25 protein-coding genes and 1 pseudogene are annotated in these 23,880 nt (G+C 58.7%); 16 read left to right on the plus strand and 10 right to left on the minus strand.

Features of this window, described 5'->3' with window-relative positions; translation table 11 throughout:
* Positions 1 to 224: pseudogene (locus ACR0B0_RS09470) on the minus strand (hypothetical protein); the annotation flags it as partial.
* Positions 225 to 278: 54 nt separating this feature from the next.
* Entirely contained in the window at positions 279 to 992 is a 714-nt protein-coding gene (locus ACR0B0_RS09475) for a uroporphyrinogen-III synthase (protein ID WP_480647502.1), read from the minus strand.
* 97 nt (positions 993 to 1,089) lie between these two features.
* Between ACR0B0_RS09475 and tsaD the strand changes: the two genes are divergently transcribed.
* The 5 genes from tsaD to ACR0B0_RS09500 all read left to right on the plus strand — a co-directional run bounded on the left by tsaD (position 1,090) and on the right by ACR0B0_RS09500 (position 5,121).
* Positions 1,090 to 2,187, plus strand: a complete 1,098-nt coding sequence (tsaD, locus tag ACR0B0_RS09480; protein ID WP_480647504.1) for a tRNA (adenosine(37)-N6)-threonylcarbamoyltransferase complex transferase subunit TsaD — start codon at positions 1,090 to 1,092, stop codon at positions 2,185 to 2,187.
* Entirely contained in the window at positions 2,184 to 3,146 is a 963-nt protein-coding gene (locus ACR0B0_RS09485; RefSeq protein WP_480647506.1) for an NAD(P)H-dependent glycerol-3-phosphate dehydrogenase, read from the plus strand. The genes tsaD and ACR0B0_RS09485 overlap by 4 nt, the downstream gene beginning before the upstream one ends.
* 1 nt (position 3,147) lies before the next feature.
* Positions 3,148 to 3,417, plus strand: coding sequence for a YciI family protein (locus tag ACR0B0_RS09490; RefSeq protein WP_170349518.1), 270 nt, complete (start codon positions 3,148 to 3,150; stop codon positions 3,415 to 3,417).
* The gene (locus tag ACR0B0_RS09495; protein ID WP_170349519.1) at positions 3,417 to 3,839 is read left to right on the plus strand and encodes an EVE domain-containing protein; all 423 of its coding nucleotides are present in this window, start codon (positions 3,417 to 3,419) and stop codon (positions 3,837 to 3,839) included. Before ACR0B0_RS09490 ends, ACR0B0_RS09495 begins: the two co-directional genes overlap by 1 nt.
* A 160-nt stretch (positions 3,840 to 3,999) precedes the next feature.
* Complete coding sequence (locus tag ACR0B0_RS09500; protein ID WP_170376597.1) at positions 4,000 to 5,121, plus strand: hypothetical protein; 1,122 nt, start codon at positions 4,000 to 4,002, stop codon at positions 5,119 to 5,121.
* A gap of 194 nt (positions 5,122 to 5,315) precedes the next feature.
* Here ACR0B0_RS09500 and ACR0B0_RS09505 read toward each other — a convergent pair whose 3' ends face one another.
* The 4 genes from ACR0B0_RS09505 to ACR0B0_RS09520 all read right to left on the minus strand — a co-directional run bounded on the left by ACR0B0_RS09505 (position 5,316) and on the right by ACR0B0_RS09520 (position 8,367).
* Positions 5,316 to 5,657, minus strand: coding sequence for a DUF2853 family protein (locus tag ACR0B0_RS09505; protein WP_480647508.1), 342 nt, complete (start codon positions 5,655 to 5,657; stop codon positions 5,316 to 5,318).
* A gap of 142 nt (positions 5,658 to 5,799) precedes the next feature.
* A complete protein-coding gene (locus tag ACR0B0_RS09510; RefSeq protein ID WP_480647510.1) occupies positions 5,800 to 6,549 on the minus strand; it encodes an extensin-like domain-containing protein in 750 nt (249 codons plus the stop codon).
* Positions 6,550 to 6,562: 13 nt separating this feature from the next.
* On the minus strand, positions 6,563 to 7,951 hold the full coding sequence (gene ahcY / locus ACR0B0_RS09515) for an adenosylhomocysteinase (protein WP_170396897.1): 1,389 nt from the start codon (positions 7,949 to 7,951) through the stop codon (positions 6,563 to 6,565).
* 101 nt (positions 7,952 to 8,052) lie between these two features.
* Complete coding sequence (locus tag ACR0B0_RS09520; protein WP_170349524.1) at positions 8,053 to 8,367, minus strand: hypothetical protein; 315 nt, start codon at positions 8,365 to 8,367, stop codon at positions 8,053 to 8,055.
* Between the two features lie 204 nt (positions 8,368 to 8,571).
* Between ACR0B0_RS09520 and ACR0B0_RS09525 the strand changes: the two genes are divergently transcribed.
* Positions 8,572 to 9,165, plus strand: coding sequence for an HD domain-containing protein (locus ACR0B0_RS09525; protein WP_170349525.1), 594 nt, complete (start codon positions 8,572 to 8,574; stop codon positions 9,163 to 9,165).
* Between the two features lie 35 nt (positions 9,166 to 9,200).
* Here ACR0B0_RS09525 and ACR0B0_RS09530 read toward each other — a convergent pair whose 3' ends face one another.
* The 3 genes from ACR0B0_RS09530 to ACR0B0_RS09540 form a co-directional block, all read right to left on the minus strand.
* Positions 9,201 to 9,587, minus strand: a complete 387-nt coding sequence (locus ACR0B0_RS09530; RefSeq protein ID WP_170349526.1) for a hypothetical protein — start codon at positions 9,585 to 9,587, stop codon at positions 9,201 to 9,203.
* A gap of 18 nt (positions 9,588 to 9,605) precedes the next feature.
* Entirely contained in the window at positions 9,606 to 10,160 is a 555-nt protein-coding gene (locus tag ACR0B0_RS09535; RefSeq protein WP_142637470.1) for an ActR/PrrA/RegA family redox response regulator transcription factor, read from the minus strand.
* A gap of 85 nt (positions 10,161 to 10,245) precedes the next feature.
* Positions 10,246 to 10,866 carry an SCO family protein gene (locus tag ACR0B0_RS09540; protein ID WP_170376586.1) on the minus strand — a complete coding sequence of 207 codons (621 nt, stop codon included), beginning with the start codon at positions 10,864 to 10,866 and terminating at the stop codon, positions 10,246 to 10,248.
* A gap of 92 nt (positions 10,867 to 10,958) precedes the next feature.
* On the opposite strand from ACR0B0_RS09540, the gene regB reads away from it, so the two are divergent.
* The 10 genes from regB to ACR0B0_RS09590 all read left to right on the plus strand — a co-directional run bounded on the left by regB (position 10,959) and on the right by ACR0B0_RS09590 (position 23,561).
* Positions 10,959 to 12,356, plus strand: coding sequence for a sensor histidine kinase RegB (regB, locus tag ACR0B0_RS09545; RefSeq protein WP_170515345.1), 1,398 nt, complete (start codon positions 10,959 to 10,961; stop codon positions 12,354 to 12,356).
* 64 nt (positions 12,357 to 12,420) lie between these two features.
* Entirely contained in the window at positions 12,421 to 13,926 is a 1,506-nt protein-coding gene (locus ACR0B0_RS09550; protein WP_480647512.1) for a PAS-domain containing protein, read from the plus strand.
* Positions 13,927 to 13,967: 41 nt separating this feature from the next.
* Positions 13,968 to 14,441, plus strand: coding sequence for a tRNA (adenosine(37)-N6)-threonylcarbamoyltransferase complex ATPase subunit type 1 TsaE (tsaE, locus tag ACR0B0_RS09555; protein ID WP_170349530.1), 474 nt, complete (start codon positions 13,968 to 13,970; stop codon positions 14,439 to 14,441).
* On the plus strand, positions 14,438 to 15,442 hold the full coding sequence (locus ACR0B0_RS09560; RefSeq protein WP_170349531.1) for an aminoglycoside phosphotransferase family protein: 1,005 nt from the start codon (positions 14,438 to 14,440) through the stop codon (positions 15,440 to 15,442). The genes tsaE and ACR0B0_RS09560 overlap by 4 nt, the downstream gene beginning before the upstream one ends.
* Positions 15,439 to 16,125, plus strand: a complete 687-nt coding sequence (locus ACR0B0_RS09565; protein ID WP_170361087.1) for a nucleotidyltransferase family protein — start codon at positions 15,439 to 15,441, stop codon at positions 16,123 to 16,125. Before ACR0B0_RS09560 ends, ACR0B0_RS09565 begins: the two co-directional genes overlap by 4 nt.
* The gene (gene addB / locus ACR0B0_RS09570) at positions 16,118 to 19,045 is read left to right on the plus strand and encodes a double-strand break repair protein AddB (protein ID WP_480647514.1); all 2,928 of its coding nucleotides are present in this window, start codon (positions 16,118 to 16,120) and stop codon (positions 19,043 to 19,045) included. Before ACR0B0_RS09565 ends, addB begins: the two co-directional genes overlap by 8 nt.
* Positions 19,042 to 22,401 carry a double-strand break repair helicase AddA gene (gene addA / locus ACR0B0_RS09575; protein ID WP_480647516.1) on the plus strand — a complete coding sequence of 1,120 codons (3,360 nt, stop codon included), beginning with the start codon at positions 19,042 to 19,044 and terminating at the stop codon, positions 22,399 to 22,401. The genes addB and addA overlap by 4 nt, the downstream gene beginning before the upstream one ends.
* 9 nt (positions 22,402 to 22,410) lie before the next feature.
* On the plus strand, positions 22,411 to 22,782 hold the full coding sequence (gene trxA, locus ACR0B0_RS09580; protein ID WP_226689009.1) for a thioredoxin: 372 nt from the start codon (positions 22,411 to 22,413) through the stop codon (positions 22,780 to 22,782).
* Between the two features lie 69 nt (positions 22,783 to 22,851).
* A complete protein-coding gene (locus ACR0B0_RS09585) occupies positions 22,852 to 23,202 on the plus strand; it encodes a Lin0512 family protein (protein WP_170349535.1) in 351 nt (116 codons plus the stop codon).
* Positions 23,199 to 23,561: a Lin0512 family protein gene (locus ACR0B0_RS09590; protein ID WP_170515370.1), complete on the plus strand. Its 363-nt coding sequence runs from the start codon at positions 23,199 to 23,201 to the stop codon at positions 23,559 to 23,561. The genes ACR0B0_RS09585 and ACR0B0_RS09590 overlap by 4 nt, the downstream gene beginning before the upstream one ends.
* A gap of 55 nt (positions 23,562 to 23,616) precedes the next feature.
* Here the strand turns inward: ACR0B0_RS09590 and ACR0B0_RS09595 are convergent, their stop codons facing one another.
* The gene (locus tag ACR0B0_RS09595) at positions 23,617 to 23,811 is read right to left on the minus strand and encodes a DUF1127 domain-containing protein (RefSeq protein ID WP_170349537.1); all 195 of its coding nucleotides are present in this window, start codon (positions 23,809 to 23,811) and stop codon (positions 23,617 to 23,619) included.
* Positions 23,812 to 23,880 lie beyond the last annotated feature (69 nt).

A 23,880-nucleotide genomic window follows, 5' to 3' on the forward strand; every position in this document is an offset into this window, starting at 1 on the left:
GCTTCGGCTTCGGCTTCGGCTTCGGCTTCGGCTTCGGCTTCGGCTTCGGCTTCGGCTTCGGCTTCGGCTTCGGCTTCGGCTTCGGCTTCGGCTTCGGAAAAGCCCTCTTCTACCGGCTCGGCCGCGTCAACAGTAGCTTGTTCCTCAGCAATTGTGGATTCGACCGCTTCGTCCGACTTGGGGTCTTCCACTGGCTTTTGATCGGTTTTCTTCTTACGAGCCACCGCAACATTCCCCTTATCGAATCCAAAATCATATGAATAACAGGCCACTCTAAGTTAATCGGTGGTATCGCTACCCTCAACCCGCATCGCATGTTTCACAAGTTTTTTAACCGCTTTTCGCATTTTCTTGGGGGTTGGCGCTTTGGCGACCCTTAGATGCGCATAGTCCAAAAAATAAAGGGGTTCCGCAGTCGCTTCGCTGATTGCGGCCAGCCACAGGGGCGCTGAACCAGCCCAGATATCGGCAAATTGTCGCGCCGTCCGGGGCGAAAATAACGGTGCGATGACCGGCTCTTTGCCATCGGTGGCGGCTACGGCCTCGGGTGTCAGCGGTAACAGGCGCTGCTGATAGACGGCATGTTCGCGCACGGTCAGTCCCGACTCGGTCAGGCGGGTGGCGACATTGCCCCGGCTGTGTTCTCCACGCAAATGCAAAAGCGGGCTGTCGGGCCGATGTTTCAGCAGATAGGCCACCAGTTCTTCGGCCGCTGCGCCAACCATCTGCGCGTTCCAACCAGCACTTTGGGCCGTGCTGGTGGTGGCAGGGCCGACGCAAAAGGCGGGCATGTTCCGAGACAAGCCCAAGGATACGGCAGCATTCACCCCATTGGCCGAGGTGAAAATCAGTCCCCGCACACCACTGGTGTCGACATTGATCGGCAAGGGGTTGATTTCGAGTAGCGGGGAATAGATGACCTTGACCCGGGATCTGGTGCGGGTCGGCAGCTGCGCGACAAACCGTTCTGAGGCGGCGCGCGGGCGGGTCATCAACAAATACAACGGTCGGCGCCTTCCGCCTTGGGATTGTTTGCATCCGCGCAGGGTGATACCCCGCTTGGCAGTCATGGTGTAACGGATCAGGCCAATGGTGCAAACACTTACCATCCTCGGGTTGGAAAGCAGCTGTGATGACACGGCCGCCGCCGTCGTGCGCCAAACCGATGGTGCAGAGGCCGAGGTTCTGTCTTCTATCGTGCATGGCCAGACCGAGTTGCACAGCGCTTTTGGCGGCGTAGTGCCCGAAATTGCCGCCCGCGCGCATGCCGAAAAACTGGATGTCTGCGTGGTGCAGGCGTTACAGTCCGCAGGGCTGACCCTGGCCGATATGGACGCCATCGCGGTCACCGCCGGGCCGGGTCTGATCGGCGGCGTCATGTCGGGCGTCATGTGTGCCAAGGGGCTGAGTGCAGCATCTGGCCTGCCATTGGTCGGGGTGAACCATCTGGCCGGGCATGCCCTGACACCGCGTCTGACGGATGGGATCGCTTTTCCTTATCTGATGCTGCTGGTCTCGGGGGGGCATTGTCAGTACCTGATTGCCCACGGACCGGAAAAATTCACCCGTCTGGGCGGCACCATCGACGATGCCCCCGGCGAAGCGTTCGACAAAACCGCCCGACTGCTGGGCTTGCCGCAACCCGGCGGCCCCTCGGTCGAGGTCGAAGCCCGGTCGGGCGATCCCAAGCGATTCCGCTTTCCACGCCCACTGTTGGACCGGCCAGGATGTGATCTATCGTTCTCGGGGCTCAAGACCGCGCTGATGCGGATGCGAGACCAGATCGTTGCCGAAAAGGGTGGGTTGACCCGACAGGACCGCGCAGATCTCTGCGCTGGGTTTCAGCAGGCCATTGTCGACACATTGGCCGAAAAAACGCGCCGGGCGATGGATCTGTATTTGGAGGAAAACCCTGCAGAGCCGGTGATCGCGGTTGCAGGTGGCGTAGCAGCAAATTCGGCCATTCGTGCCGCATTAGAGACTGTTTGCACAGAAAAAGACACGCAATTCACGGCCCCGCCGCTGAACCTATGCACCGATAACGCCGCCATGATTGCCTATGCCGGGATGGAGCGGTTTCGTACCGGTGCCCGGGATGGATTGGACCTGACCGCCCGGCCCCGCTGGCCGTTGGATCAGACCAGTCCCGCCATGCTGGGCAGCGGCAAGAAAGGAGCCAAGGCATGAGCGTCGCTGTCCTTGGATCTGGGGCATTTGGCACCGCTTTGGCGATTTCGCTGGCCGGGAATGGGTCGGTGACGCTGTGGTCGCGCAACACCGAGCAAGCCAACCAAATGCAAGACAGCCGCCAAAACGCAGCGCGCCTGCCAAAAGTGGCCCTGCCGAACGAAGTGTTGGTGACAGCCGACATGCAGGACGCCGTGACCGCTGATGTCTTGCTGCTGGCGGTGCCTATGCAGAAATTGCGTGCAGCTCTGACGGAACATGCCCCGGTTTTGGCCGGTAAGACGCTGGTTGCCTGCTGTAAGGGGATCGAACTGTCCTCGGGCCTTGGTCCAATCTCGGTGATCCGCCAGACCATCCCGGATGCGCGCCCGGCCCTGCTGACCGGGCCCAGCTTTGCCGATGACATCGCGCGTGGGCTGCCCACGGCGCTGACGCTGGCCTGCGCGGATGGTGATCTGAGTGAAACGCTGCAGACCGAACTGACCACTGCGAACCTGCGCCTTTATCGCACCACCGACGTGATCGGCGCGGAATTGGGCGGAGCCTTGAAAAACGTCATGGCCATCGGCTGCGGCGCTGCCATTGGGGCCGGGCTGGGCGACAGTGCCCGCGCTGCCCTGATGACCCGTGGCTTTGCCGAGATGCAGCGGTTCGCTTTGATGCGCGGCGCGCGTCCCGATACCTTGATGGGCCTGTCCGGATTGGGCGATCTGGTGCTGACCTGCTCATCCGAATTGTCCCGAAATTATCGTTTTGGCCTGTGTTTGGGTCAAAATCGCCCTTTCGACAGCCAAACAACGGTCGAAGGCGTCGCAACCGCGCGCGCCATGGCGGACATTGCCACGGCTGAGGGGCTGGACATGCCCATCAGCGCCACGGTGGCCGACCTGAGCCACGGCACCTATAGTGTGCCCCAAGCCATTCAAACTCTGCTTAACCGACCCCTCAAGGAGGAATAATATGCTCATTGCCCTGATCGCCAAGGACAAGGACGGCGCCCTGCAAACCCGGCTGGACAATCGCGCCAACCACCTGGCCTATATCGAGGAAACTGGCGTTGTTGCACAGGCAGGCCCCCTGCTGGACGGCGACGCGATGATCGGCTCGTTGATCATTCTTGAGGTCGAGGACATGGCTGCTGCGCAAACATGGGCAGACAACGATCCCTATGCCAAAGCAGGGCTGTTTCAATCCGTTGATCTGATCGTATGGAAGAAGGTCGTCGGCTGATGGCATATTGGCTGTTCAAATCCGAACCCTCAACCTGGAGCTGGGATCAGCAGGTTGCCAAAGGGGATGCGGGCGAAGAGTGGGACGGCGTGCGCAATTATCAGGCGCGCAATTTCATGCGTCAGATGGCAATCGGTGACCGCGGGTTTTTCTACCACTCGCAAAAGGACAAGGCGATTGTCGGCATTGTCGAGGTCTGCGCCGAGGCCCACCCCGACAGCACTACAGATGATGAACGCTGGGAATGTGTGGATATCAAGGCTGTACGCCCGTTCACCACAGCTGTCACTTTAGAGCAGATCAAGGCAGATGAACGTTTGGACGAGATGGTGCTGGTGAAAAACTCGCGCCTGTCCGTTCAACCTGTGACTGATGAGGAATGGGCAACCATCTGTGCGCTGGGGGCCACCCAACCGGATTGACGGAATCAACGTCTAAGGGTGCAAACCTTCTCAAACCACCAATAAAATGGTATATTTTTAGGGCTGCACCATGTGGGGGCAATGGCGGCCGCAGTTTCAGTGGTCGTCTGTCTTTTGGTGTTGCTCGATCTTTGGTTGATCAATTCGAAAGCAAGAACCCATGTCTGACGTTGAAGGCAGCGGTGGGAAGAACGAAGACATTGCTGCTGAGCTGAGTTCAAAATGCTGGGAAGCGCGCCTTGAGATTGCGCGAAAGCAGCGCGCCGCTGCGCTGGCCGATGTGCAGCAATCAAGTCACCTGGAAATGTCACCGGAAATCGATATTGAAGCGCCGCAGGAAGACAGCCCCGCAGAACCCGGTGAATTCAAACTTGAGCAGGTTGTGTTCAAAAGTTCTCAGTCGAAACACCCAATACAACCGCCCCGAAAACAGCGCGTCAATCGCATGTATCCGATCGTTTTTGGTGCAATGTTCTGTGGCGCTACCCTGCATTGGGCCGCAACAAGCGTTTTCGCAGGATGGCGAAACCCCGACGCAGTGGTTCAAACCAGCTTATCTATTGATACAACAGCAGAAATCGACACAAACGCAAATCCGGCGGCAGGCGATCCAAATGACGGTGATACGACCCTGTCCAGCTTGGGATCAGACACCGCAAAACCGGTTTCGCGGTTTGCCAAAGTGACGCACAAGACCTCCACTGCAACTACGGAGCCAGGTTCAGTAGGGGGCAACTCACATTTTCCAATGGACTATGCGCCTGCCTGGGGTGAGACTCTATTGCCACCAGTGATACAAGGCTCTTACGAACCGGTGGCTCCGCTAACAACCGTACCTGACCTCGTGATCGCCCGAGCCACCGCACCGAGATCGGTTCTCGTGATCCCCGAAAAGCATGACAGCCTGCCTAATCATGACCAGCCGGCTGAAACAGGGGTATCTCTTTTTGTACCCGTTGGCGTGTCGAACGAAACCAGCATCGCCGTGCTTGAGATTTTGACCTCGGACCAGACTGACGTGATTGCAACGGCGCGGGTAAATTATGCCGTGAAGGCGACTCAGGTCCGATTCTATCACCCCAAGGACGCGCAAATTGCGGAACTGACAGCAAGTTTGCTTGGCGGTATCTCTCGGGACTTTACGAAGTCCGGTCCAAAAACGCGACCGGGTCATATCGAGGTTTATCTGGCCGGTAAGGGGGGTGGAAGAAAACGCCAACCAAATCGAGGGCCAGATTCAGTGGAACGGTTTGTTGCCCGAATTATTGAAGAGTTCCAATAAAAATGCGGGAAGGTTCCGACGATGCAGAACCTTCCCTACCCCCGCGTGCTCCCTACTCACCACACGCGTCTGGAAATCTTTGGCTCTGACCGTACTGGTCACTCTTAGATATTAGTCGAGTTCTGGTGGTCAGCACAAACACCAAGTGCTTAAAATTGAAAACGCCCGCCAGTGGCCTGACGGGCATCAAGGGATCAGCCGTAGACCGACTCTTTGCCGAAATGCTTGGTCAGCATGTAATAGACAACGGCGCGGTATTTGTTACGCTCAGACATGCCATAGGTTTCAAGCGCAGTGTTGATTGCGCCCGTCAACTCTGGCCCGTCTGACAGGCCCAGCTTCTTGATCAGAAAGTTGTTCTTGACCGTGTCGATCTCACCTTCCTGCGTGGCAGCCACGGTCGCCGCGTCGGCGTCATAGATCGCCGGACCACATCCGATTGTGACCTTGGTCAGCAGGTCCATGTCAGGGTCCATTCCGCATTTGTTTTTCAGATCATCTGCGTATTTTGCGATCAGCTCGTCGCGTTTTCCCATGTCCCAATCTCCCTAAGTTACAATGAAACGGCACCCTTACCGTCTTCGTTAAGGTTAGCCGCGACGGATATTTTTCCGAAAGGAAAAAATTTGGGGATTTCTCCCCCTATTGCCGATTAAGGCGCAAATCGGCCCGGCTGGCCTAGCGGCAAAAGCCCCAACCCGGACCCTGCAGGTGGAAATGGTCGGCGTGCAAGCGATTGTAATCTGGCCCTAAAACAACCCGGAACCAGTCACAAGCACCACGTCCAATCCGATGCAAAAAAGCGGCCTCGGGTCCGGGCGTGTCCCAATCTGTCAGCAGGATCAGGGATCGGCCATCCCCAAGTTGCAGGCCGATTATATCAATCGCGTCCGCGGTGGCGTGGCTGCTCCAGCCGCAGTCCTGCCCCTGCGCAGTGCGCATCCGGCGGCAATTGTAGCTGCCCACGTGGCGTAAGGCGCGCACGTCGGTGCCCAGGATCTCGCGCGCGGCGGGCTGCACCACGTGATGTTCCCATAAGGCCAGCCGCAATGTTGTGGTGCAGTTGGTTTCGACCGCCTCGATCCGTGCGGTGGTCAAACCAGACAATAGGCCCCGACCGGCAATGCCACAGTTCCGATCCACCACCAGCTCGTCCATCGGCTCAAAAACCACTCCGGCTGCGGACAGGGCGGCCCGGCACTGTGCCTCATCCCCCAAGGCGCGGCGCAGCTGATACGCAGTGACCGGCGTAACCGGTGCTGTCACAGTCAAGTCCCGCAGCGGGTTCCAATGTGGCGGCACCGGAGTTTGCGGATGCGACAACACCCACCACCCACCGCCGCCCACGACGATCAGCAAGGCAACGAGTGTAAAAAACAAAGACGCCGCCAGATACAAAATCCGGCGGCGTCCTGTGCGTTTGGTCATACCCGTTCCGCAATCAATAGCGGTAATGCTCGGGCTTATAGGGGCCTTCGGGCTTCACGCCGATATAGGCCGCCTGTTCGTTGTCCATCTTGGTCAGTTTCACACCGATACGGTCCAGATGCAGACGGGCGACTTTCTCATCCAGATGTTTGGGCAGGATGTATACGTCGTTTTCATACTGATCACCCTTGGTGAACAGCTCGATCTGCGCCAGAACCTGGTTGGTGAACGAGGCCGACATCACGAATGAAGGATGCCCGGTGGCGTTGCCGAGGTTCAGCAGACGACCTTCGGACAGCAAAATGATGCGGTTGCCCGAGGGCAGCTCGATCATATCCACCTGTTCCTTGATGTTGGTCCATTTGTGGTTCTTCAGGCTGGCCACCTGAATTTCATTGTCGAAATGACCGATGTTGCCAACGATGGCCATGTCCTTCATCTCGCGCATATGCTCGATGCGGATCACGTCCTTGTTGCCGGTGGTGGTGATGAAGATATCAGCGCTGGCGACTTCGTCTTCCAGCAGGGTGACCTCGAACCCGTCCATTGCGGCCTGCAGGGCGCAGATCGGGTCAACCTCGGTCACTTTTACACGGGCACCCGCACCGCGCAGCGACGCGGCCGAGCCTTTGCCCACGTCACCATAACCACAAACGACAGCAACTTTACCGGCCATCATCGTGTCGGTGGCACGACGGATGCCGTCGACCAGCGATTCCTTACAACCGTATTTGTTGTCGAATTTCGACTTGGTGACACTGTCGTTCACGTTGATCGCCGGGAACGGCAGGTGGCCGTCCTTCACCAGCTGATACAGGCGGTTCACACCGGTGGTGGTTTCCTCGGACACGCCCTGGATCTGATCACGCATCTTGGTGAACCAGCCAGGGCTTGCCGCCATTCGCTTGGCGATCTGCGCCTTAATGACTTCTTCCTCTTCCGAGCCCGGAACGGGGATGATGTCTTCGCCGGCTTCGGCACGTGCGCCCAGCAGGATATACAGCGTTGCGTCGCCGCCATCATCCAGAATCATGTTCGGGCCGTCTTCGAACAGGAAGGATTTGTCCAGATAATCCCAATGCTCTTCCAACGTCTGGCCTTTGATCGCAAAGACCGGAATACCAGCCTCGGCAATGGCTGCCGCCGCGTGATCCTGGGTTGAGAAGATGTTGCACGACGCCCAGCGCACATCCGCGCCCAACGCCACCAATGTTTCGATCAGAACAGCCGTCTGGATGGTCATGTGCAGCGAGCCGACGATCCGCGCACCTTTAAGGGGCTTTGCGTCACCGTATTCCGCGCGCAGGGCCATCAGGCCCGGCATCTCGGTTTCGGCGATGTCCAGCTCTTTGCGGCCAAACCCGGCCAGCGCAATGTCTTTGACGATATAGTCCCCGGCCATCATATACTCCATTCCGGTAAGCAGGTCCGGGCTGCCCCCTAGCATCCCTTGGGGCAGGTAGCAACGCAGATGGCCGAAAACAGATTATTTGGCAGCAAAAATCAGCTGGGCTCACCCTTTAGTGTAATCTTCGGGATCGCTTCAAAAAAATCGGTGCCAACGGCGACAATACAACTAATGCCGTTCGCTTGGGTCACCAGAACCGTGTAGCTTCCGGTTTCCTTCGAGGTCCAAACCTCCATAACCGCCTGCGCACCACGCGTTTTCTGCAATCCACCAAAGACCAGCTCTTCTGAATAGCTGTCTTGCAGCTTGGCGATCACATGCTCGCGTTGCGCACAACCTTGGGCAAATGCAGGGGGGGCAGTGGCGGCCATTCCAAAGGCCAGGGTAATTCCAAACAGTCGCTTAAACATAGTAGCTCCCTTCGATACGAGTTACGTTCCGAGAGGGGCACACCAGGAGGAGCATGCACCCCCCTCAGCACAGATGTCGGTATCACCACGCGCCAATTCAAAGCACGTCTGGTCAAGAAAAAGTTGGCAGCTGGTGATCTCGACAGGTACATCATAACACAAAAACCCAAAACTTACGTGAGCGACTTCACAGGGCATGGCATAATGGCAACACAAGCACGAGCGTGGCAAAGAATGCTGTCGGGGCGCAGGCTGGATCTGCTGGATCCGACCCCCGTGGACATCGAAATCGAAGATATCGCCCACGGATTGGCCTTTGTGGCCCGTTGGAACGGCCAAACGGCGGGTGATTTCGCCTATTCCGTGGCCGAGCATTCCCTGCTGGTCGAAGAGCTTTTTGGCCGGATTGCGCCCAAAGCACCGGTGAAATGGCGCCTCGCGGCTTTGTTACATGATGCGCCGGAATATGTGATCGGAGATATGATCTCGCCGGTCAAATCCGCCGTTGGCCCCGATTACGGCGCTTTGGATGATCGTCTGGCGGCCGCGATCCACATTCGGTTCGGGTTGCCTGCTGCAGTGCCGAAAACGGTGAAACGGCAGATCAAGAAAGCCGACAAGATCAGCGCCTGGATGGAGGCAACGCAAATCGCGGGGTTTTCCGAAGCCGAGGCGACGAAGTTCTTTGGTCGTCCGGATAAGTCGGTGATGGAAGGATTGACGATTACGTTACGCCCGCCGGTTGAGGCACGCGAGGCGTATATGGCGCGGCATGAGAATCTGATCCAGAAGATTTAACAAAGGATGGCGTGTTCTCGGATCAATTGGTCCAATCAATAGGAAATGTACAAAAATCCGATCACAGACAGACCGATCAGAGTCAACCAGCCGATAAGTTGATATAGAAACCTCAATTTCTCCGCATTCATCTCACCGGTATCAAAGGGCTCCAGAGATGAACGGGTTTGCTTGGCCCCAATAAGTTTGGGGAAAAGTGCCGACAAAGCATGGGCGATGCCGAAGAAGGTCAAAAGAGAACAAGTTGCTAGTCCAAAGACACTCGCCGTTAAGCCGGTCATAGTCCATGGTCCATTCCAAGTTTGAAAAACAATGGATCCCACAACGATCAGAGCTCCGAGGGAACAGACGCCAAAAACCAAAGCGCCTAGACGTTGCACCCAAGTTTCAGGCGCGGTTTTCGCCAATAGCTGCAACACCATTCGAACTGAGTCTGTAGCCTACCTCGGACTGCGCTTCGCCAAAATTCGCTGCAACGTTCGGCGGTGCATGTTCAGGCGACGGGCGGTCTCGGAGACATTCCGGTCGCACAGCTCATACACCCGCTGGATATGCTCCCAGCGCACGCGGTCCGCGCTCATGGGGTTTTCCGGCGGTGGCGGCAGTTCGTCACCTTTGGCCAGCAGCGCATTGGTGATGTCGGTGGCATCGGCGGGTTTTGACAGGTAGTCGGTCGCGCCGATCTTGACGGCGGCCACGGCGGTGGCAATCGCGCCATATCCGGTCAGAACCACAACCCGGCTGTCGGGGCGTTTTTCGCGCAAAACTTCGACCACATCCAGACCGTTGCCATCCTCAAGCCGCAGGTCGACAACGGCATATGCAGGGGGGCGGGCTGTAGAAATGGCGCGGCCTGCGGCGACGGAACCTGCGGTCTCAACTTCGAACCCGCGCTTCTCCATGGCTTTGGCCAGACGTCTCAGAAACGGCTCATCATCATCCACCAAAAGCAGGGATTTATCGGGGCCGATATCCAGGTCAGAGCTGTCCGCCATATTCTGTTCTTTCCGTAATTTTACGTCTTTGGCTTAAACATGAGTAATAGCAGCGCCATTTCAAAGGTCAAATCGACTGTGCGCCCTACATCTGATCCAGGAAGCACCCGACCTTGTCGGCCATCTGCTCCGCCGTGTCGTCGCGGTTGAAGAATTCCAGGAATCCATGCTCGGGCGTCATCAGGTAAGTAAAGGTGGAATGGTCGACCAGATAGAATTCGTCGCTTTTGTCATGAGCCTTGTAATAGGTCTTGTAGGTTTGGCTGGCGGCCTTGACCTGCTCGGGCGTGCCGGTCAGAGCGATGGTTTTGCCGCCCAGATTGAACGCATAATCAGCCATCACTTCGGGTGTGTCGCGATCCGGGTCGATCGAGATGAACAGCGGCGTCACAGACTGGCCACGCTCGGCCAGAATATCCACGGCCTCGGCATTGCGCGACATATCGAAAGGGCAGACATCGGGGCAGAAGGTATAGCCGAAATAAACCAGCGTCGGCTCGGTGATCACATCTTTGTCGGTAACGGTCTCACCCTTGCCGTTGATCAGCTCGAACGGGCCGCCAATCGCGGCTGAGCCACCGGCGATCTGGCCAGAACGGCATTGCGCGAACTGATCGTCCGACCGGCCCCCCAGCGTCAGCAGCCACATTGCGCCCAGGCCAACGGCCAGAACAACGGTTGCGAGGATGGCATAAAGGCGGGTCATGACATCAATCCTGAAATGAGAGGGGTTGTTGATCGTTTTCGCCGGGACACCTATCAAGATGAACAGCCGATGCAACAGGACATAATAGACCGATGGCAAATTCCAACATCACTTCGTGGACCGGTCAGGAAGGCAGCAACTGGATTCGGCTGCGCACGCTGATCCTATTGCGCTGGGTGGCCATCATTGGCCAGTTCACGGCCATCACTGTGGCACAGCGATATTATCACGTGCAGCTGGAACTGGCCCTGTGTTACCTGGCCATTGGTGTTTCGGTCATGGGCAACATGACGGCCATTCTTCTGTTCCCGCAAAACAAGCGCCTGACCGAGTTCGAAAACTTCCTGATGGTTCTGTTCGATCTGCTGCAACTGGCCATTCTGCTGTATCTGACCGGTGGTCTGAACAACCCGTTTGCGTTGCTTCTGCTGGGGCCGGTGACCATTTCGGCAAACGTAATGAGTACGCGTTCAACCCTGATCGTGGGGGGTGTTGCGATTGTTGTGGCATCCTTGCTTGCTGAGTTTCATCTGCCGCTGCGCACGGATCAGGGCGAGGCGTTGCTAATCCCCGACATGTTATTGTTCGGAAACTGGGCCGCGATCGTGATCGCAATTGTGTTCATTGGCGCCTACTCACACCGCGTCAGTTCCGAGGTCCGATCCATGTCCGAAGCGCTTGCAGCCACCCACATGGCCCTGGCGCGCGAACAGAAGCTGACCGATCTGGGCGGTGTGGTCGCCGCCGCCGCGCATGAGCTGGGAACGCCATTGGCCACGATCAAGCTGACCAGTTCCGAGCTGATCGAAGAGCTGGATGACCGCCCCGACCTGAAAGACGATGCCGCGCTGATCCGCGAACAGGCCAATCGCTGCCGCGATATCCTGCGCGATATGGGCCGTGCCGGCAAAGATGATCTGCATCTGCGGCAGGCTCCTCTGTCCACCGTGGTGCATGAAGCCGCCGAACCGCATATTCATCGCGGCAAGACGGTGCATTTTGACGAAGGGCCTGCCGGGGACGGTGATGTGCAGCAACCCTCGATCCTGCGCAAGCCCGAGATCATTCACGGATTGCGCAACCTGATCCAGAATGCGGTGGATTTCGCCCGCGCCAATGTCTGGGTCGAGGCCGAATGGACCACCGATCAGATCACCATCAATATCATGGATGACGGGCGCGGGTACCCTTCGCAGATGATTGGTCGTATCGGTGATCCCTTCATGCGCCGCCGCCGAGCCGAATCCGATCAGCGGACCCGCCCGGGGTATGAAGGCATGGGGCTGGGGTTGTTCATTGCCAAAACCCTGCTGGAACGCAGCGGGGCAGAGCTTCAATTCGCCAACGGGTCAGATCCCTATCAGAACCTGAGCGACAAAAAAGACCGGCGGGGCGCAATCGTACAGGTTTCCTGGCCGCGAAATCTGATCGACGCGCAAACCGGCGACACGCCTGTCCCGTCGGGTGCGAACCAGCGTATCCAGGTCTGAGTTAAGACCCCGTTAACCATTAACGCGCATAGTTCCTTCTCGTGATGTCAGTACCGAGGAGAGCATGGTCGACTGGATCATTCTGGCCGCTATCAGCCTGGTATCCGCCAGCCTGGCGGTGCAATGGCTTTTGCCCCGTCGTCGGCAGCGGGGCGATAGTTTCGGTCTGTCCTCACCCGCGTCGCTGTTCGATGCAGTGTTTCTGTTCGATGAGGACCGCCTTATCAGCCATTCCGATATTTCTCTGGAAGGGTTTCAGGCAGTCCGCGACTGGCCTGATCTGCGCCGCCTGCTGCAACGGGACTTTCCGACCTTTCCGGAAACACCAGACCGTATTCGACGCGAAGGTACCCTGGTCATTCCTGCCATCGACTGCACCATCGAACGCGATGTCCTGTGTGAATGGATCGACGGGATCGTGCGGGTGCAACTGCGCGACAGTACCGACCGCCCCGACCCGGTGCAGCGCGACCCCCAAGACCCGATCCGGCTGGCGATGGAACAGGCCCCCTATCCGGTTTGGCTGCTGGATCATCAAGGTAACGTGCGCTGGTGCAATGCCGCCTATGTCTTACTTGTGCGCAAGGTCCGCGGTCAGGATACTGATTTGACCGCACCGATGTTCCCCGGCACTGATGAAGACGCACGGTTGGGGGCAAAAAGCCGCATCTCAATTTCGTCCGAAGGCAGCGGCAACAAGCTGTGGTTCGATCTCACTCTGGTGGATCACCCCGAGGGGCACCTGTGCTATGCCGTCGATGTCAATGCCATCGTCGCCGCAGAGACCGCTCAGCGCAAGTTCGTCCAGACCATGACGAAAACCTTTGCTCAATTGTCTATCGGGCTGGCCATATTTGACCGCAACCGACAACTGGCCTTGTTCAACCCGGCGCTGATCGATTTGACCACCCTGCCCCCGGATTTCCTCAGTTGCCGCCCCAGTCTGTCCAGCTTTTTTGACCGACTGCGGGATCAACACATGATGCCGGAACCCAAGAATTATCGCGGGTGGCGCAACCAGATGAACGACCTGCTCGAAGCGGCCGAGGACGGGAATTACCAGGAAACCTGGTCGCTGCCCTCGGGGTCAGTATATTCGGTCAGCGGGCGGCCCCATCCCGACGGCGCCGTGGCTTTTCTGTTCGAAGATATCACGGCCGAGATTACCCTGACCCGGCGCTTCCGCTCGGAAATGGATCTGATGCAATCGGTTCTGGATAAGTTGGCCGATGCCATCGCGGTGTTTGGTGATGACGGAACACTGGCTTTTACCAACCGCGCCTATCAACAATTGTGGGGGGATTCTGGTGAGGCCGGGTTCGAACCGGATTCCGTGCTGGATGTGACGCGTGGCTGGCAGGAACAATGCGTTGCCTCACCGATCCTCGGCGAGATTCGCGATTTTGTGGAAATGCGCGACAACCGTGTTGAATGGTCCAACGACCTAAAGCTGCGGAACGGCACCCAACTGTCCTGTACGGTCAGTCCCATGCAGAACGGCGCAACGATTGTGCGGTTCTCGGTCGAGGATGCGCCGTCAACCCTGCCGATCCGTCAAATCAGCGCCTGAACCGGGTTGCAGCCGCCCGGGCGTAAGGTCATTGTGGCGCCATGACGTTGCACGCCCGTTCGATCACCCTGAATTCGCCCGAAGAAACCGCCGATCTGGCCGCACGGCTGGGTGCAAAATTGCGCCCTGGCGACATCTTGTTGCTTGAGGGTGAGATCGGCAGCGGTAAGACCCATTTTGCGCGCAGCCTGATCCAATCACTGATGTCTGTGCCCGAGGACGTGCCTTCGCCCACCTTCACGCTGGTACAAGCCTATGACACCCTACCTGGCGAGATCTGGCACTGCGATCTGTACCGGCTAAGCGCCTTGGAAGAGATCGAAGAACTGGGGCTGTCCGACGCTTTTGAAACTGCCATTTGCCTGATTGAATGGCCGGACAAGCTGGGTCCGCTGACCCCTGCCACCGCCCTGACCTTGCATTTGAAAACAGACCCTAACACGACGGGTTTGCGATATCTGACCCTTTCGTGGTCCGATCCGAAATGGCCCCAAATACTGGAGAGTGCCGCATGACGAACCGGGCTGTGCTGGCCGAGGCGCTGATTGCACAAACACCATGGTCCAACGCCACGCGCGCACCGCTGGCCGGGGATGCCTCGAACCGCCGGTACGAACGTTTGACCGATCCCGATACTGGCCGCACGGCTGTTTTCATGGACTCACCTCCGGGCAAGGCCGAACCGGTTGAGGCTTTTGTCCGCATGGCTAACTATCTGCGGGAAATCGGGCTTAGCGCACCCGAAATCTATGCCGAGGACACAGAATTCGGCTTTCTGTTGCTGGAGGATCTGGGCGATGATCTGTTCGCCCGCGTCCTCAGGCAAAACCCTCGGATGGAGCGCGAGCTGTATGAGGCTGCAACCGACGTTCTGATCGAGTTGCACAAGGCACCTACCCTGTCACTGCCGTCTTATGATCCGACGATGATGACCGAATTGGCTGCGTTGTCCTTCACCAAATACGCCCAAGCGGTATTGGGGGAACATGATGCAGACGCTCGAATACGGTTTGAAAACCGCTTTGCGGATATTTTGCACCAAGAAACCTCGGGCCGCAAAGTGGTGATCCAACGTGACTATCACGCGGAAAACATGATCTGGTTGCCGGACCGTGACGGGGTCAAGCGGGTGGGATTGCTGGATTTCCAGACCGCGATGCTGGGCCACCCGGCCTATGACCTCGTGTCGATGTTGCAAGATGTGCGCCGTGATGTGGCACCGGGGACCGAGATGCGGATGGTAAACCGATACATCGCCGCAACCGGCGAAAAGGATCATGACTTTCGCACTGCCTACGCCGTGTTAGGCGCGCAGCGAAACCTGCGCATTCTGGGCGTGTTCGCCCGATTAGCGGTGGACTATGGAAAACCGCAATACATCGATCTGATCCCGGCCACATGGGCGCATCTGATGCGCGATCTGGACCATCCTGCGCTGGTCTCTGTTGCTGATCTTCTGCGCGGCGCCCTGCCCGCCCCAACCCCGGAAAACCTGGACAGGCTCAGACAGACATGACCCGACACCCCGACGCCGTGATGTTGTTTGCCGCCGGGTTTGGCACCCGTATGGGCACTTTGACCAAAGACCGGCCCAAACCCCTGATCGAGGTCGCAGGCCGCCCGCTGATCGATCACGCGCTGGATTTGACGGACGATCTGCCCGCTGATCGAGTGGTTGCTAACCTGCATTATTTGCCCGACCAGCTTGCAGCGCATCTGACCCCCAAGGGCGTGCTGACCTCTTTGGAAGAGCCGGAAATTCTGGAAACAGGCGGTGGGCTGCGTGCTGCTCTGCCCCTACTGGGGCTGGATCCGGTATTTACCTTGAATACGGATGCAATCTGGTCTGGGCCGAACCCTCTGACCCTTTTGCGCAAAGCGTGGGACCCCAACCGAATGGATGCGCTGCTTATGTGTGTTCCCATCGCCCAGACCATCGGGCATGCCGGACCGGGCGATTTCACGGCAGATGCCGAGGGCCGGATCACCCGTGGCCCCGGATTAGTCTATGGCGGGGCGCAGATCATTAAGACCGAAGGGCTGGCAGCCATATCTGAACAAGCATTTTCGCTGAACTTGCTGTGGGATCAGATGCACAAACAGGGCCGTCTGTTCGCGGCCACCTACCACGGTCGCTGGTGCGACGTGGGCCGCCCCGAGGGGATCGCCCTGGCCGAGGGGCTAATTGCCGATGTTTGAACCCAGCGCTGCGCCCCGTGTCTTTGCCGTGCCTCCGGGCGCAGATTTTCCAAAGGCTCTGGTGGATGGCCTGCGTCAACGCGCCAGTAACCAACCGCCCGAGGCGCTGGCCCGGGTCCAATTGGTGGTCAACACGCGCCGTATGGCCCGGCGCGTACGCGATCTGTTCGATCAGGGCTCGGCCTGCCTATTGCCACGCCTATCGCTGGTGACCGATCTGGGCGAAAGCGTCGATCTGGCGCAAATCCCGCCCGCCATCCCCGCATTGCGACGCAAGTTGGAGCTGACGCAACTGATTGCCAAGCTCTTGGAACAACAGCCTGATCTCGCTGCGCGATCCTCATTGTTCGATCTGTCCGACAGTCTGGCGGCGCTGATTGACGAAATGCAGGGCGAAGGTGTTTCGCCAGACGCGATCCGGCAGCTGGATGTCAGCGACATGTCTGGCCACTGGGCGCGTGCGCAGGCCTTTATAGGGATTGCTGACCAATTTATTGACTCTGGCCCTGATGCTTTGGACGCGCAGGCGCGGCAACGACGTGTGGTGGAAAATCTGATTGATCGCTGGCAGGTGGCACCTCCGCAGCATCCGGTAATCCTTGCGGGCTCTACCGGCTCGCGTGGCACCACATTGATGCTGATGGAGGCCGTCGCTCGCCTGCCGCAAGGGGCGCTGATCCTGCCTGGTTACGATTTCGATCAGCCTGACCATGTCTGGCAGGGATTGGACGATGCGCTAGCCTCAGAAGATCACCCGCAATACCGGTTCCGAAAACTGATGACCCGGCTTGAGATACAGCCGAGGCAGATCGAACGTTGGACGAACAACCCTGCCCCGTCCCCTGCCCGTAATCGGCTGATTTCACTGGCATTACGCCCAGCGCCGATCACTGATGCCTGGATGTTCGAAGGCCCCCAGCTAACCGATCTGGATGGCGCCACCAAGGACCTCACCCTGGTTGAGGCGCAATCCCCCCGCGCCGAGGCATTGGCCATTGCCCTGCGTCTGCGTGAAGCGGCAGAAACCGGCCAGACCGCCGCGTTGATCACGCCTGATCGGATGCTGACTCGTCAGGTCAGCGCCGCATTGGATCGGTGGAACATACTGCCGGATGACAGTGCGGGTCTGCCATTGCAACTATCGCCTCCGGGCCGGTTTCTGCGCCATGTGGCTGGGCTGTTCGCCCGGAGGCTCGAGGGCGAGGCGCTGCTGACCCTGCTGAAACATCCGCTTTGCCACGATGGCGGCGATCGCGGTGCGCATCTGCTGCATACCCGTGATCTGGAACTGGATTTGCGGCAACACGGCCCTCCGTTCCCCGAAAGCGCCAGCCTGGTCGCTTTTGCCATCCGCAAAGAGGTGCCAGAGCAGTGGATGCAATGGCTGGTGGCGCAGTTCTGCGACCAGCACGTGACGGGTGAATTACCTCTATCCGAATGGGTGACCCGCCTGCGCAATCTGGCCGAGGCGATATCGGCCGGTAGTGAAGGCGACGCCGGAACGCTGTGGGACAAGAATGCGGGCCAAAAGGCGTTGTCGATTCTGACCGCGCTTGAGGACGAGGCCGAACATGGCGGCCCGATGACGGCCCATGATTTCGCCGACCTGCTGGGCGCGCTGCTGGCGGGGGAAGAGGTTCGCGACCGGGACGCGCCACATCCGCATATCATGATCTGGGGAACGCTTGAGGCCCGGGTTCAGGGCGCTGATTTGTTGATTCTGGGCGGACTAAATGAAGGCAGCTGGCCCGAAGCCGCAGCACCTGACCCTTGGCTGAACCGACAGATGCGCGACAAGGCGGGGCTGTTGCTGCCCGAACGCCGCATTGGCCTGTCAGCGCATGATTTCCAACAAGCCGTCGGAGCGCCCGAGGTCTGGTTGACCCGCGCAACCCGATCCGATGACGCCGAAACCGTGCCATCGCGTTGGCTGAACCGGATGACGAACCTGTTGCAGGGCTTGCCGGGGCAGGGTGGTCCCGAAGCGCTGGCTTCAATGCGCGCTCGTGGCCAGCAATGGCTGCGTTGGTCGGAACAGCTTGAGGTCGCGCCGAAGATCGAACCGGCCGCGCGTCCATCCCCACGCCCGCCGGCCGCCGCACGCCCACGCCGTCTGAGCGTGACCGAAATCAAACGCCTGATCCGCGATCCCTATGCGATCTACGCCAAACATGTGCTGCGCTTGCGGCCACTGGACCCCATGGTCCAGGCACCAGACGCTTTGCTGCGCGGGATCGTCATCCACGAAATCCTTGAACATTTCGTCAAGGACAGTGTTTTGGACAGCGCTTTGCTGACACGTGAGAATTTCCTGAAACGCGCTGAGACGCTGTTGGACCAGCATGTCGCGTGGCCGACCGCCCGCAAACTGTGGCTGGCACGGCTTGAGCGGATTGCCGATGACTTCCTCACCGCTGAAACCGCCCGACGTGGCGATGGCGGGCCAGTGGCGTTTGAGGCCGCGATGAAGCTGGTGCTATCGCCACTGGATTTCACCATCGCCGGACGAGCCGACCGAATCGATCACAACAGCCGTGGCGCGCTGCGGATCGTGGATTACAAGACCGGCACGCCTCCGACCGAAAGCCAGCAAGCCAAGTTCGACAAACAATTGCTGATCGAGGCCGCCATGGCCGAGCAAGGCGCCATCGAAGGCATCGATCCGTTACCGGTTGCCGAGGCTGTATTCATCGGCATGGGCGGTACTTACAAAGAGGTCGCGGCCCCATTGGCCAAGGAGCCGCCTGACAAGGTTCTGACCGAGCTGAAAGAGCTGGTATCTGCCTATTTAGAGCCTGATCAAGGCTTCACCGCGCGCCGGATGCTGCACAAGGACACGGATGTTGGCGACTATGACCACCTCGCCCGGTTCGGCGAATGGGACCGCACTGACAAAACCACACCCGAGGTGCTGAAATGAACGCCCGCAATGATGCAACCGAGCGGCAGGTGCAGGCGGCGCGCCCAGATGCCTCGACCTGGTTGGCGGCCAATGCGGGGTCGGGCAAGACGCGGGTTCTGACCGACCGGGTGGCACGGTTGCTGCTGGGTGGCGTGCAGCCGCAACATATCCTCTGCCTGACATACACCAAAGCCGCCGCCAGCGAGATGCAGAACCGGTTGTTCAAACGGTTGGGTGAATGGGCGATGCTGGAGGATGACAGCTTGCTGGCGCAGCTGACCGATCTAGGCGTGCCGGGCGTGATCGACCCTGACAGGCTGGCGCAGGCCCGCACCCTGTTTGCCCGCGCCATCGAAACGCCGGGTGGACTAAAAATCCAAACGATCCACTCATTCTGCGCTTCGCTATTGCGGCGATTTCCTTTGGAGGCCGGGGTTAGTCCTCAGTTTTCCGAGATGGAGGACCGGGCCGCAGCGCTATTGCGCGAAGAGATCGTCGAAGATTTTGCCGATGGTCCGCAGGCCGCACTGATTGAGGACGTCGCCCGTTTCGTCACAGATACCGGCTTTGACAATCTAACCGCCGCCGTCACGCATAAACGCAACCTCTTCTCTCAGCCAATAGAGTGGCCTGATCTGCTGCAACGTTTCGATCTGCCCGACGGGTTCGACGAAAACGCCCTGCTGGCCCGCGTGTTTCTGGGTGGTGAGGTCGACTTGATCCGCGCGATCCTGCCTGCACTGACCGAAAGTGGCGGCAACAATGCCAAGGCTGCGGCCAAACTGGCGGCGTTTACCGAGGCGCGCATCAACAGCTTGCCGCTGTTGGAGGGCGTGTTTCTGACGGGCAAATCGGCCAAAGAACCTTTTACCGCCAAGATCAACAGTTTCCCCACCAAAGCCCTGCGGGAAGGCGTGTTGGCTGGTCATATGCCTCAGCTGGAAGCCCTCATGCTTCGGATCGAGGCCGCACGCGAACACCGGCTGGCGCTGGTCGCGGCACGCAAAACACATGTTCTGCACCGTTTTGCTGCTGCCTTTTTGCCAGAATACGAACGCCGCAAGCTGTTGCGCGGCTGGCTGGATTTCGACGACCTAATCCTGCGCGCACGGCAGGTGCTTAACGATCCGGCCGTGGCGGAATGGGTGCTGTACCGCCTTGATGGCGGTATCGACCACATTCTGGTGGATGAGGCGCAGGATACCAGCCCAGATCAATGGGATGTTGTTGAAAAGCTGGCTCAGGAATTCACCAGCGGGGAAGGGGCCCGATCCGGGGTCGAGCGGACTATTTTCGTGGTCGGCGACAAGAAACAGTCGATCTATTCCTTTCAGGGCGCCGACCCGCAGGCCTTTGACCGGATGCAACAGGAATTTGGGCGCAGATTGGAAGAATCAGGCTCTAAATTGTGGGATTCGACACTAGAATACTCATTCCGATCCTCTAGTGCGATCCTGTCTCTGGTCGATATCCTGTTCGAAAACCGTGCCGAGGCTGGGTTTCACAAGGATAGCCTGCACCGCGCATTTAAGGCCGATTTGCCGGGCCGCGTTGATTTGTGGCCGGTGATTGAAAAGGTCGACGATGATGATGATGGCGACTGGACCGATCCGGTGGATCGACCCGGCGCGCGGCACCACACGGTCATTCTGGCCGAACAGGTAGCCCGCTCGATCAAGACCATGATCGACACCGGCGAGACGATCCCCGAGGATGGTGACCGGCCCGGCACTTTCGTTCGGCGCAAGGTGCAACCGGGGGATTTTCTGATCCTCGTCCAACGCCGTTCAGACCTGTTTGCCGAGATCATCCGCGCCTGCAAGGCCGAAGGCCTACCCATTGCCGGGGCCGACCGTTTGAAAGTGGGCGCGGAACTAGCGGTCAAGGATCTGGCGGCGCTGTTGAGCTTTCTGGCCACGCCCGAGGACAGCCTGTCACTGGCCACAGTGTTGAAATCGCCTTTGTTCGGGTGGGGTGAACAACAATTGTTCGACCTGGCGCATCGGCGGCAGGAACAGTTTCTGTGGGCCGCTTTGCGACAACGGGCCGAGGAGTTTCCCGAAACGCTAGGCATCCTCAACGATCTGCGCGGCCAGATCGACTTTCTGCGCCCTTATGACCTGATCGAACGCATTCTGACCCGGCATGACGGGCGGCGGAAACTATTGGGCCGATTGGGGGCCGAGGCCGAGGATGGTATCAACGCACTGCTGTCACAGGCACTGGCTTATGAGCGCACCGATATTCCCAGTTTGACCGGGTTTCTGGTCTGGATGCAGACCGACGATCTGGAAATCAAGCGGCAGATGAGCGGTGTCGGCAACATGATCCGCGTGATGACGGTGCATGGCTCCAAAGGGCTTGAGGCCCCGATCGTGATCCTGCCGGATACCGGCAAGCGACAAGCCCCGCGTGATGCCGAGATCATGGTGGGTGAGGGCACACCGCTGTGGAAAGTACCCGCGGATGCCTCGCCAGCCTTGATCGCCCAGGCACGAGCCGAGGCACGGACGCGGGAAGAAAATGAACGGCTTCGACTGCTATATGTGGCTCTAACGCGGGCTGAAAAGTGGCTAATCGTCGGCGCCGCCGGGGATGTCGGCAAAGACGGAACCAGTTGGTACCAGATGGTCGAGGCTGCGATGGCACGGGCAGGGGCCGCACAGGTCCCTGGCTCGGAAACCCTGCGTCTGTCACATGCAGATTGGGACGCGTTACCTCTTGTCGAACATGTGGAGCCTGAGATTGCCGCGACTCCGCTGCCCAACCAGTTCCTTTCCCCAGCGTCCGTGCCAGAACAGGCGCCCGAGACGCTCAGCCCGTCTGATTTAGGTGGGGCCAAAGCGTTACCCGGAGATACCGGCCACGATGAGGAGGCCGCCAAACTGCGTGGCACGCGCCTACACTTGTTGTTGGAACACTTACCATCCGTTGCGCCAGAGAATTGGCCGCAGCTTTGCGCCCGGGTTCTACCTGATATGCAACAACCTGACCGGCAGGAACTGTTGGATGAGGCGCAGGCCGTTCTGGCGGCTGACCATCTGAAATTCGTGTTCGCCAAAAACACACTGGCCGAGGTCCCGGTGACCGCCGATCTGAACGGGCGGCGCATGCATGGAGTGATCGACCGTCTGATCGTGACCGAGGCGGATGTGCAGGTGATTGATTTCAAATCAAATACCACGGTTCCTGAAAGCGCATCAGCTTGCCCCGAAAGTCTGTTGCGACAGATGGGGGCCTATGCCCAAGCGTTGGCGCAGATCTATCCGGGTCGACAAGTTCGCACGGCGATCCTGTGGACGCGTACAGCCGATCTGATGTGGTTGCCACACGATCTTGTGACGGATGCATTGACCCGCACCCAGATATCTTGACCTTGGGCGGTGCCGACCCTACGTTCTGTTCCCGAGTTTACCCCATTCAGGAGACAGAATATGTCGACCGTAGCCGTGACCGACGATACCTTTGACGCCGAGGTTAAGAATTCCGACATCCCCGTTGTTGTCGATTTCTGGGCCGAATGGTGTGGCCCTTGTAAGCAGATCGGCCCCGCCCTGGAAGAGCTGGCCGCTGAATACGGCGACAAGGTGAAAATCGCCAAGGTTGACGTAGACAGCAACCCGAACGCCGCCGCCGCCATGGGCGTGCGCGGTATTCCGGCCCTGTTCATCTTCAAGGACGGTCAGGTCGTCTCGAACCGCGCAGGCGCGGCGCCGAAGGCGGCACTGCAAAGCTGGATCGACGAATCCATCTGATCCAACGTGATCAGCAAGTCATCAAAGGCGCCTTGAACCGGGCGCCTTTTTTATTGCCGGGAGGATCAGATGGCAAAAACACGGGTACTTGTGGAGTTCGGCATGGGGACGTCTTTGCGCCGCGAGGATTATACCGAGGCCGCGCTGCGGGCGATCAAAGATGCACTATGGCACAATTCGGTCAACATGGCCGAGCTGTTCGATTTTCCGAAAGAGGCGATGATCATCGACGCCGAAATTGGGGTTCAGCAGCCCGAAAAGGTGGATCGAGGCGCATTGACTGCCATTTTCCCTTATGGACAGCCCAATATCACCATCACTCAAGGTGGGTTGGATATTGAAAAGCCGCATACCGAAGGTCGGACAGTCATTGCCAATGCGGCCATCATCGTTTCTTTCGATATGGAGCCCGTGACATGACCGAAAAACGTATCATTCTGGAAATGGGTACCGGCAACGACCTGTATGGGCAGGATTACACCAAGGCCGCACGCCGGGCGGTGCAGGATGCACTGCATCATTCGTCGATCACGCTGTTCTCAAAGCTGGGTGTGGATCATACCGACATGCGCGTTTGCGTCACGATTGGGGTACAGGACCCTGACCAGGTGAATTGCGATCTTGTTGCCGCCGATCTTCCCCGCGGACGGGCCGAGGTGCGGGCTGTCAAAGGTGGGTTGGATATCGACGATACTGAGGCCGGCACGAGACATGTGGTGGCAACCGCCGCGATCGAGGCTTTCCTGCCCGACCTATCCGGCCAATACAAACTGTCCTGACAAAGAAAAAGCCGCTCGGACGAGCGGCTTGCATTCTTTTTGCACTGGGCGCGGATCAGACGTTTCTGATGTCCGCGCGGCACAGGCCGATATCTTCCAGCTGTGCGTCGCTCAGCTCCGACAGGGCCTTGCGTGTCTTGCGGGATTCATTCCACGCGATTGCTTTGTCATAGGTTCCGTAGAACGCGTCCACTACGTGCAGAATGGTAGCTGCTCCGAGCGGCGCATGGGTTTTAGCGATGGTTGCCATTTGCGCAGTCCTTATATGTGAAACAGCCGACCCGTTGTCGGTTGTGAGGCTCATGTAGGACGTCAGGCT

This window comes from Ruegeria sp. BA12, assembly GCF_056539625.1.

Excerpts from the sequence above, each read along its gene's own strand:
- ACR0B0_RS09510 (WP_480647510.1), bottom strand. The coding sequence starts at position 6,549 with ATGACCAAACGCACAGGACGCCGCCGGATTTTGTATCTGGCGGCGTCT.
- ACR0B0_RS09585 (WP_170349535.1), top strand. The coding sequence starts at position 22,852 with ATGGCAAAAACACGGGTACTTGTGGAGTTCGGCATGGGGACGTCTTTG.
- tsaD (WP_480647504.1), top strand. The coding sequence starts at position 1,090 with ATGGTGCAAACACTTACCATCCTCGGGTTGGAAAGCAGCTGTGATGAC.
- ACR0B0_RS09535 (WP_142637470.1), bottom strand. The coding sequence starts at position 10,160 with ATGGCGGACAGCTCTGACCTGGATATCGGCCCCGATAAATCCCTGCTT.
- regB (WP_170515345.1), top strand. The coding sequence starts at position 10,959 with ATGGCAAATTCCAACATCACTTCGTGGACCGGTCAGGAAGGCAGCAAC.
- ACR0B0_RS09475 (WP_480647502.1), bottom strand. The coding sequence starts at position 992 with ATGACCCGCCCGCGCGCCGCCTCAGAACGGTTTGTCGCGCAGCTGCCG.
- ACR0B0_RS09485 (WP_480647506.1), top strand. The coding sequence starts at position 2,184 with ATGAGCGTCGCTGTCCTTGGATCTGGGGCATTTGGCACCGCTTTGGCG.
- ACR0B0_RS09530 (WP_170349526.1), bottom strand. The coding sequence starts at position 9,587 with ATGGTGTTGCAGCTATTGGCGAAAACCGCGCCTGAAACTTGGGTGCAA.
- ACR0B0_RS09490 (WP_170349518.1), top strand. The coding sequence starts at position 3,148 with ATGCTCATTGCCCTGATCGCCAAGGACAAGGACGGCGCCCTGCAAACC.
- ACR0B0_RS09595 (WP_170349537.1), bottom strand. The coding sequence starts at position 23,811 with ATGGCAACCATCGCTAAAACCCATGCGCCGCTCGGAGCAGCTACCATT.
- ACR0B0_RS09505 (WP_480647508.1), bottom strand. The coding sequence starts at position 5,657 with ATGGGAAAACGCGACGAGCTGATCGCAAAATACGCAGATGATCTGAAA.
- addA (WP_480647516.1), top strand. The coding sequence starts at position 19,042 with ATGAACGCCCGCAATGATGCAACCGAGCGGCAGGTGCAGGCGGCGCGC.
- tsaE (WP_170349530.1), top strand. The coding sequence starts at position 13,968 with ATGACGTTGCACGCCCGTTCGATCACCCTGAATTCGCCCGAAGAAACC.
- ACR0B0_RS09495 (WP_170349519.1), top strand. The coding sequence starts at position 3,417 with ATGGCATATTGGCTGTTCAAATCCGAACCCTCAACCTGGAGCTGGGAT.
- ACR0B0_RS09540 (WP_170376586.1), bottom strand. The coding sequence starts at position 10,866 with ATGACCCGCCTTTATGCCATCCTCGCAACCGTTGTTCTGGCCGTTGGC.
- ACR0B0_RS09565 (WP_170361087.1), top strand. The coding sequence starts at position 15,439 with ATGACCCGACACCCCGACGCCGTGATGTTGTTTGCCGCCGGGTTTGGC.
- ACR0B0_RS09550 (WP_480647512.1), top strand. The coding sequence starts at position 12,421 with ATGGTCGACTGGATCATTCTGGCCGCTATCAGCCTGGTATCCGCCAGC.
- ACR0B0_RS09560 (WP_170349531.1), top strand. The coding sequence starts at position 14,438 with ATGACGAACCGGGCTGTGCTGGCCGAGGCGCTGATTGCACAAACACCA.
- ahcY (WP_170396897.1), bottom strand. The coding sequence starts at position 7,951 with ATGGCCGGGGACTATATCGTCAAAGACATTGCGCTGGCCGGGTTTGGC.
- addB (WP_480647514.1), top strand. The coding sequence starts at position 16,118 with ATGTTTGAACCCAGCGCTGCGCCCCGTGTCTTTGCCGTGCCTCCGGGC.
- ACR0B0_RS09500 (WP_170376597.1), top strand. The coding sequence starts at position 4,000 with ATGTCTGACGTTGAAGGCAGCGGTGGGAAGAACGAAGACATTGCTGCT.
- ACR0B0_RS09520 (WP_170349524.1), bottom strand. The coding sequence starts at position 8,367 with ATGTTTAAGCGACTGTTTGGAATTACCCTGGCCTTTGGAATGGCCGCC.
- ACR0B0_RS09525 (WP_170349525.1), top strand. The coding sequence starts at position 8,572 with ATGGCAACACAAGCACGAGCGTGGCAAAGAATGCTGTCGGGGCGCAGG.
- ACR0B0_RS09590 (WP_170515370.1), top strand. The coding sequence starts at position 23,199 with ATGACCGAAAAACGTATCATTCTGGAAATGGGTACCGGCAACGACCTG.